6 protein-coding genes and 1 pseudogene are annotated in these 8,127 nt (G+C 61.5%); 5 read left to right on the forward strand and 2 right to left on the reverse strand.

Annotation, left to right across the window (positions count from 1 at the left end):
• Positions 1 to 660: hypothetical protein (locus tag ABYO54_RS10995; protein WP_372808298.1), on the forward strand; the 660-nt coding region annotated here is incomplete at its 5' end.
• Positions 661 to 1,013: 353 nt separating this feature from the next.
• Positions 1,014 to 2,174, forward strand: coding sequence for a DUF1573 domain-containing protein (locus ABYO54_RS11000; RefSeq protein WP_372808299.1), 1,161 nt, complete (start codon positions 1,014 to 1,016; stop codon positions 2,172 to 2,174).
• A 6-nt stretch (positions 2,175 to 2,180) separates the two neighbouring features.
• Here ABYO54_RS11000 and ABYO54_RS11005 read toward each other — a convergent pair whose 3' ends face one another.
• Complete coding sequence (locus ABYO54_RS11005; RefSeq protein ID WP_372808300.1) at positions 2,181 to 3,473, reverse strand: RsmB/NOP family class I SAM-dependent RNA methyltransferase; 1,293 nt, start codon at positions 3,471 to 3,473, stop codon at positions 2,181 to 2,183.
• 79 nt (positions 3,474 to 3,552) lie between these two features.
• On the opposite strand from ABYO54_RS11005, the gene ABYO54_RS11010 reads away from it, so the two are divergent.
• The 3 genes from ABYO54_RS11010 to ABYO54_RS11020 all read left to right on the forward strand — a co-directional run bounded on the left by ABYO54_RS11010 (position 3,553) and on the right by ABYO54_RS11020 (position 7,482).
• Positions 3,553 to 4,713 (forward strand): nucleoside-diphosphate kinase, encoded by a 1,161-nt coding sequence (locus tag ABYO54_RS11010; protein WP_372808301.1) that lies wholly within the window; start codon positions 3,553 to 3,555, stop codon positions 4,711 to 4,713.
• A gap of 56 nt (positions 4,714 to 4,769) precedes the next feature.
• Complete coding sequence (locus ABYO54_RS11015; RefSeq protein ID WP_372808302.1) at positions 4,770 to 5,966, forward strand: aromatic amino acid transaminase; 1,197 nt, start codon at positions 4,770 to 4,772, stop codon at positions 5,964 to 5,966.
• A gap of 175 nt (positions 5,967 to 6,141) precedes the next feature.
• Positions 6,142 to 7,482 carry a Gfo/Idh/MocA family oxidoreductase gene (locus ABYO54_RS11020; RefSeq protein WP_372808303.1) on the forward strand — a complete coding sequence of 447 codons (1,341 nt, stop codon included), beginning with the start codon at positions 6,142 to 6,144 and terminating at the stop codon, positions 7,480 to 7,482.
• Between the two features lie 425 nt (positions 7,483 to 7,907).
• Here ABYO54_RS11020 and ABYO54_RS11025 read toward each other — a convergent pair.
• Positions 7,908 to 8,127: pseudogene (locus ABYO54_RS11025) on the reverse strand (sensor histidine kinase); the annotation flags it as partial.

Consider the following 8,127-nt stretch of genomic DNA (forward strand, 5'->3'; position numbering starts at 1 on the left):
AAGAACGATGTGCTCGATAAGCTGCTGCGGCAGGAATCGATGCCGGAGGGGCTGGGTCTGTCGTTGGTGCAGATGGCGCAGAACGCGGAGAACGATTCGGTCTGGCGGGACTACTGCGTGCAGTTCATGGATCCCTGCTATGCGCGGCTGGCGGGAGAGTTGCCCGCAGATGATGCAGATAGCGCAGATCAAGAATCCCATCAATCCGTGTCATCTGTGGGCCAACAAGAACAGATTCGGGAGGCGATGTTTGCGGCGCTGGATGAGCGGGGCGATACGCTGGCGGGGACGGCGCTGATCGGCCTGGAAAACCTGTCGCGCACCTACGATGAGTTCGACCGCGAGCTGATTGCGGAGAAGGCGGTGGAGATTGCGGCGGATGATCTGGCCTCCACCGAATCGCGCTTAACGGCGTTGCGGCTTTCAGCCACTGGAAACCTGAAACTGGAAACTGGAAACTTGAAATTGGCGACGGTGGAGACCGCGCGGGAGCTGGCGCAGACGGGGGAGACGGTTTATATGCGGTCGGCCGCGATCGTGACGCTGGGGGAAGTGGGAACGGAAGACGACCGGGAGCTGCTGGAATCGTTCGCGCTGAGCGACAACCGGCAAATTGTGGCGGCGGCCAAGATGGCGCTGGCTAAAATGGATGCGGATTAGTTTTAACCGTACGATTTTTATTCGACCGCGAAGGCGCAAAGAAGCGAATCCGGTGCGGGTGGAAGTTCGACAAAATAATTTAGGACAGAATGATTCGGTGTGGGTGGTTTTGTTTACCACAGAGCACACGGAGTCACAGAGGAAGAGCAAGTAGAGCCTGCACTTAGGGCGTAGCTCCGGTGCGGATGGGGAAGGGCAGAAAAATCGGTGCGGGTGGGGTTTGGACCGCGAAGGCGCAAAGAAGCGAATCCGGTGCGGAGGAGAGTGGGGCAGAAAAATCGGTGCGGGTGGGTTTTGGACCACGAAGTACACGGTATGGTGCAGGTATAAGATTTGTGGGAGAAAAAATGGTCATGGCAAAAAATAGTCCTGTATTAGCACTGTGTTCTTTGGTGGCGATTGCTGCGGTTGCTGGGCCGAAGCTGCAATGCGAAGCGCCGAAGTTTGACTTCGGGGCGGTGATCGGGCGGGAAAGCATTTCGCACGAGTTTGTCCTGACCAACACGGGCGACGAACCGGTCGTGGTTTCGAAGATCAAGAATTGCTGCGGGGTGGAATCGACGCTGACGCCGATGACGATCCCGCCGGGCTCCAACGCCGTATGCAAATCGGTTTTCAACACGAAAAACCGCTACGGCCCGCAGGACAAGCAGATCCTGCTCGCCACCAATCTGCGTCGGAAACCCTACTTCGAACTCAAAATGACCGGCACCCTGTTGCGCCCGGTCGACTGCACGCCCCGCTTCGTCCGCCTGGGCGATCTGGCCGTCGGCGGTGAAATCGAACAAACCATCGTCGCCACCAACCTGCTGGAGCAGGCGGTCGTGTTGCGGTCGGTCAAATCCACGGTTCCGGGGATCGAGGCGGAAATTGTTGGAGTCACGGATGGATATGGGCAGAATGATTCGGTGCGGACGGGAAATGTTTTGGCCACGAAGAGGCGCAAGGGGCACAAAGATCGTGCGGGTGAGGTTCAACAAAATAATTTCGGACAAAATGATTCGGTGCGGACGGGATTGGGAACCACGAAAAACACTAAATACACGAAAGAAAATAGTCCTGTCGTAAATGGTCTTGTGGAGAAAGAAGACGCGGATCGGATATCCGCGCCACGGCGCAGCTGGACGGTAAGACTCCGGGCAACGGATGCGCTGAAGGCGGGGAAGCTGAGCGGGCGGGTACTGCTCGACTTTTCAACGGGCACCGTCACCGTTCCGGTGATGGGTAGCGTCAAGCCGGGTATCCAGGTGGTCCCCGAACGCATCCAGCTCTCCGGGCAATCGACCGGTCTCGTTGAGCGCCTCGTGATGCTGCGCAGCGAACAGCCGTTCGACGTGCTTTCGGCGAAGGTCGAAAACGCCGAAGGAACGGCAACCGCCGAAAAGGTGGCGGAAGGAAAATGGAAGATCAAGCTAACCCTCGCTCCGGGAGACGTGGGATCGAATGCGTTGTTGCGGGTCGGGACGTCGTGCCGCCTGCAACCGGACGTGGTGGTTTCCTTGTTGTCTAATTAGGCCGCATTATTCCGCTTTTTTGAAGCGGGCGATGAACATGCCGTCGCCGCCGGCATTCCACGGCCAGATTTGCAGCTGGCCGTTGGTCGGTTCGCCCGTGAGCGGGTTGGTGAACGGGTCGAGCCGGAAGTCGGGCTGTTGGTCGAGGAAGTTCATGACGATCTCCTCGGTTTCGGGGCGGGTGACGGTACAGACGGCGTAGATCAAAACGCCGCCGGGTTTGACGCACCACTTGACGTTGTTGAGGATCTTCAGCTGGCGGGTGGCGCATTGGATGACGTCGCGGCGGGAGGAGCGCCAGCGGGCGTCGGGATTGCGGCTCCAGGTTCCCCAGCCCGAGCAGGGGGCGTCGGCAACCACGCCGTCGAAGGTCTTGGTGAACGGTTCGTCGGTGGCCGCGTTGAAGGGCTGGGTGCGGATATTCTTAATGCCGTACTTGCGAGCGCGCTTCTTGAGCTCCTTGAGCACGGGGGTGCGGACGTCGCTGGCGAGCACCTTGCCGTCCTGCTCCATCAAATCCATCAGGTGCAGCGCCTTGCCGCCCGCCCCGGCGCAGCAGTCCCACCAGTCGCCGCCCTTTTGCGGGGCCGCGACGAGGCCAACGCATTGCGAGGCGATATCCTGCACCACGAACTGGTTGGCGTGCGCCGCCAGGGCGTTGCCCAGGCTCGCGCCGCCTTCCACCGACACGGCGGCGGGGGCGACGGCGTGCGCGGCGGCGGGCACCTTGCCGTCGGCCAGGGCCTGGACCAGCGTGTCGACTTCGGTGCGGCTGCGGATCCACGTCGGCGGCCGTTGCTGGAATTCCACGATGCAGCGCTCGGCCATTGTCGGGTCGACCACGCTTCCGAAGTCCGGCAGGACGAGGTCCGCGATCTCCAAATTCGCCTCGCCGAAGCAGGCGTTGAGCGCGTCGCGCTTCTCGGCGACGCTCTTGGCGCCCATGGGGTCGACGGGGAAGGGGAGGGCGCAGCGCTGCTCGATGTAGCGGAAGCTTTGGGGCAGTTTCTCGAGGTCGAGCGCTGTTCCAACCAGCGCCGCCGCAGAGGGTTCCAGGTTTAGTTTGGCGACGGTCCAGCCGTACCAGCGGAAGAAGGAGAAGACCGCCTGCGACATGAACCGGCGGTCGCGCGAGCCCATCTCGCGGTGGCTGCGCAGGTGGGCGTTGAGCAGGGCATCGACCGGGCGGCCCTCTTCGAGGACCAGCCGGGTCAGGTCGGGGAGGAGCTCGGCCAGCATTTCCGCGTGGCGGCGGACTACCTTTTCAGGAAGGGGGTTAGGCGTGGGTGGGTTATCCATAAAGTCGCATTTCTGGGTTGTACCTGCTAATTTCCGCAGGTATTTAAGTCGAACGTTTCAATACTGGAGGAGGATGCAAATGTCAAAGGAACTTGGTTATGTGTTGATCACGCCCTACACCCTGCGCAAATCGCGCACGGGCGGTGTACTCGGGCGCCTGCTCAGCACGACAGGACTCGATCTCGTCGCGGCCCGTATGTTCGGTCCCAGCCGCGAGCTGGTTGAAAAGCATGCGGAGCTGGTCCGCAGCAACGAGAAGGTCTGGCCGGAAATCCGCGAGCTCCTCTCCGAATATATCGAACGCGAGTTTTCGCCCGACGAAGATGGCCAGGTCCATCGCGTACTCATGTTGTTGTTCGAAGGCGAAAACGCCGTGCGCAAGCTGCGCGACTCCGTCGGCGGGTTCGAAGATTCGATCGAGAGCGCCGACACCATCCGCGGCACCTACGGCGACTATATCAAGGCGAACGACGGATCCGTCACCTATTTCGAGCCGGCCGTGCTGGTGGGGCCGACGCGGGAGTCGGTCAAGGAGACGCTGGGGCTGTGGGCGGCCTATTCCGAAACCGACGGCGGCATTTTGGAAAATGCCATCCGGTTGGCCGACGAAGAGCATATCCAGAAGACCTTGGTCATCATCAAGCCCGACAACTTTACCTTCCCCAATTCGCGTCCGGGCAACATCATGGACATTTTTTCGCGCTCCGGCCTGCGGCTGATCGGCGCCAAGTTGCTGCGCATGAGCCTCGCCGAGGCGCTCGAGTTCTACGGCCCGGTGCAGCCCGTTCTTCGCGACAAGCTCGGCGGCATGGCGGTCGAGCGCGCCTGCAAGGTGCTTGCCGATGAGTTCGGCTTCGAAATGCCGGCGGAAGTGAAGACCGCGCTCGAAAACTCGCTCGGCCCCGCCTTCGGCGACCACCAGTTCTACAGCATCATGAATTTCATGACCGGGCAGTGGGCGCCGGACATCGATGGCGACGGGACCCTGCACGAGGGCAAGGTGCGTTGCATGACGCTCGTCTATGCCGGCGAAAACGCCGTCGAGAAGATCCGCAACATCCTCGGCCCCACCGACCCGAGCAAAGCGGCCCCCGGCTCCGTCCGCCGTGAATACGGCACCGATATCATGGTCAACGCCGCGCACGCCTCCGACTCGCCGGAAAACGCCCTGCGCGAAATCGGCATCGTCAAGGTGGCCGAAGACACCATCAAACGGTGGTACGACCTCTATTATTCGTGAGCAAAACCACGAACCATTCGTCAACAACCAACCCAATCGACGGAGATATGATCCCTATGTGGAAAGAAATCGAAGCGGCTCCGGCCGATGCCATACTCGGACTCACCGAAGCCTTCAAGAAGGACCCGAACCCGGCCAAGGTCAACCTCGGCGTCGGCGTCTTCAAGGACGACGAAGGCAACACCCCCATCCTCAATTGCATCAAGGCCGCCGAGCGCAAGCTGGTCGAAACCGAAACGACCAAGGGCTATCTGCCGATTTCCGGCAACCCGGCTTACGCCGCCAACGTGCAGAACCTGCTGTTCGGCCCGGATAGCGAAGTCATCGCCTCCGGCCGCGCCGCCACGATCCATTCGCCGGGCGGAACGGGCGCGCTGCGCGTCGGGGCCGATCTGCTCAAGAAGTTCAAGCCGGAGGCCACGGTGTGGGTCAGCACCCCGACCTGGGCCAACCACAAGGGCATCTTCACGGCCGCCGGGTTCGCGATCAACGACTACCCCTACTACAGACCCGCAACCAAGGACGTCGATTTCGACGCCATGGTCGGCGCGCTCGAAGCCGTACCGGCCGGCGACATCGTGCTGATGCACGTCTGCTGCCACAACCCGACCGGCGTCGACCTGTTGCCGGAGCAGTGGGACCGCGTGGTTGCCATCGCCGGGGAAAAGGGCTGGACGCCGTTCCTCGACTTCGCCTACCAGGGCTTCGGAGCCGGCATCGAGGAAGACCGCGCCGCGGTTGATAAATTCGTTGCGGCGGGAGTCGACTTCCTGATCGCCAGTTCGTTCTCGAAAAACTTCGGGCTCTACAACGAGCGCACCGGCGCGCTTACCGTCGTTGCGCCGACGGCGGCGGAAGCGGCGGTGGCGATGAGCCACATCAAGGCCACCGTCCGCGTCAACTATTCCAACCCGCCCGCGCACGGCGGCCTGGCCGCCGGCATGGTGCTCGAAGACGCCGCCCTCTACGACCAGTGGATCGGGGAAGTCGCCGATATGCGCGACCGCATCAAGGCGATGCGCGTTGCACTGGTCGATGGGCTCGCCGCCCGCGGCGTCGAGCAGGACTTCTCCTTCATCAAGGAGCAGAACGGCATGTTTTCCTTCAGCGGCCTCTCCAACGAGATCGTGGCGTGGCTCAAGGAAAACAAGGCGATCTACATCGTCGGAGGCGGCCGCATCAATGTGGCCGGCCTCACCACCGCCAACATCGACTACGTCTGCGATTCCATCGCGGAAGCGCTGAAGGCGTAGTCCGCCCCGGTCGCGGAGCGCGCGACCCGCCAGCCCCCAGAAAGCCCGGCCCTTGCGGTCGGGCTTTTTGTTTATCCACCGCGTCGTGGGGAGGGCGGCCATAAAGCGGCGGAAAAGAATTGAACGCCCAGGCGCGCTGGGCGACAACTCGTTAGTCCATAACGAAAGGAAAACGATGAATAGAAGATGGTTTGTTGGAGGCGTGGGGGCCGGTGCCGTGGTGCTGCCCCGCTGGGCCGGTGCGCAGGGATCGGAGAAAAAGCTGCGGATTGCCTGCATCGGGGTCGGCAACAAAGGCTTCGGCGATATCCAGGGCCTCAAGAGCGAGACCGTGGTTGCGCTATGCGATGTCGAGCCGGCGGCGATCGCCAAGGCAAAGACGGTCTATCCCGACGCCAAGACCTACGCCGATTTCCGCGTCATGCTGCGCGCGGTGAAGGACGAGATCGATGCCGTCACGATTTCAACGCCGGACCATATCCATTTCCCGGCCGCCATGATGGCGCTGATGATGGGCAAGCACGTCTATGTTCAAAAGCCGCTCGCGCATTCGATCTGGGAAATCCGCCAACTGATGGCCGAAGCCCGCAAGCAAGGGGTCGTGACCCAGATGGGGAACCAGGGGCATGCGTTCGAGGGCATCCGCCTGATCCGCGAATGGGCCGAAGCCGGACTGGTTGGCGAAATCAAGGAAGTGATTGCCTGGACGAACCGCCCGAAGGCCTACGGCTTCATTCCGGAGCGCACGGAATATCCGCCCGCCACGCCCGTGCCGGAAACGCTGGACTGGGATCTGTGGTGCGGTCCGGTCGTGGATGCGCCGCCCTACGCCAAAGGCATGTACCACCCGATCCGCTGGCGCGGCTGGTGGACGTTCGGCATGGGCGGACTCGGCGACATCGGTTGCCACACGCTCGATACCCCGTTCTGGGCGCTGGACCTGGAGGTCGCGCACAAGGTCGATGTCGTCGTGGACCATGTGAATGGAATCTTCACGCCGCCGGGTTCGGTGGTGACCTATCGCTGCAAACAACGAAAGACGGGGAAGACCATTCCGCTGACCTGGTATGAAGGGCCGAAGGTCCCGCCGAAACCCGAACTTTTCGGGGAGCAGGAATTCCATAAAGAAGGCGGGCTGATGCTCGTTGGAACCAAGGGGATCATCTATCACCCCAACATGCGGCCCGACAGCCCCCGGCTCTTCCCCGAGTCGCTGTGGCAGGCGTTCAAGACGACGCCCGCGATGCGCCCGGCCAAGGTTTATCCGCGCATCAAGGGCGGCCACATCGCCGAATGGCTGCGCGCCTGCAAAGGCGAAGGGCCGGCGCCCGGTTCCAACTTCGATTATGCCGGACCGCTGACCGAAATGATTGCCCTCGGAACCTTGGCCATCCGTACCGGCAAGGCGTTGGAATACGATGCCGAAAAAATGGAAATCAATGGCAACCCGGCCGCAAGCGAACTCGTCCAGGTGGATGCCAAGCAGGGGTTCCGGGTCGCGGACCTACGGGTTTAGCCCTGAAACGGAACCGAACCCCGGGTTGGAACCCGGGGCCACGTAGCGCCGGATTCCGATCCGGTGTTTTCCGCCAACCCGCAGCCCGGTACGGAAGCCGGGGCCATGGTATAGGCAGAAAAATGAACGGCAGAAAGATGCTTGGCGGGCTAATAGGGAATTCGTGTTCGTTGGAGAATGTTCGTGGTTTTAAAATGTTCCTGTCTTCCGCCAACGGTCTTGATCGGCGGGCGGGCAGGTAAAAGATTCATGGGTAAAAAACGATAACGCGGATATTGGATGTTTTACCCCGCATCTTTCACCTGAATGCATGCGAAGACGTTCCGACAAAATGATGCGGTGCGGGTGAAGGATAGGCTGAAAAATCGGTAATGGACTCCCTTGCTCGATCTCGGTGTCTTTGCCGGGCGGGAAGGGGAGGCCCCTTATTCCTGGGCGATGATGAGGGTGAGTTCGGTGCCGCTGCCGGGTTTGGACTGGATTTGGAGGTTGGCGTGGAGCCATTCGGCGCGTTGCTTGAGGGTGCGCAGCGTGCGGGGTTTGGCCAGCACGGCTTCGTCCATGCCGCTGCCGTTGTCCTTGATCCAAAGAACGATTTCCCGCTCCCGGAGCCGCAGCGAGATGTCGATATGGCTGCAGCCCGAG

This window comes from Pontiella sp. (assembly GCF_041622395.1).
In the GTDB taxonomy this organism is placed as follows: Bacteria; Verrucomicrobiota; Kiritimatiellia; order Kiritimatiellales; family Pontiellaceae; genus Pontiella.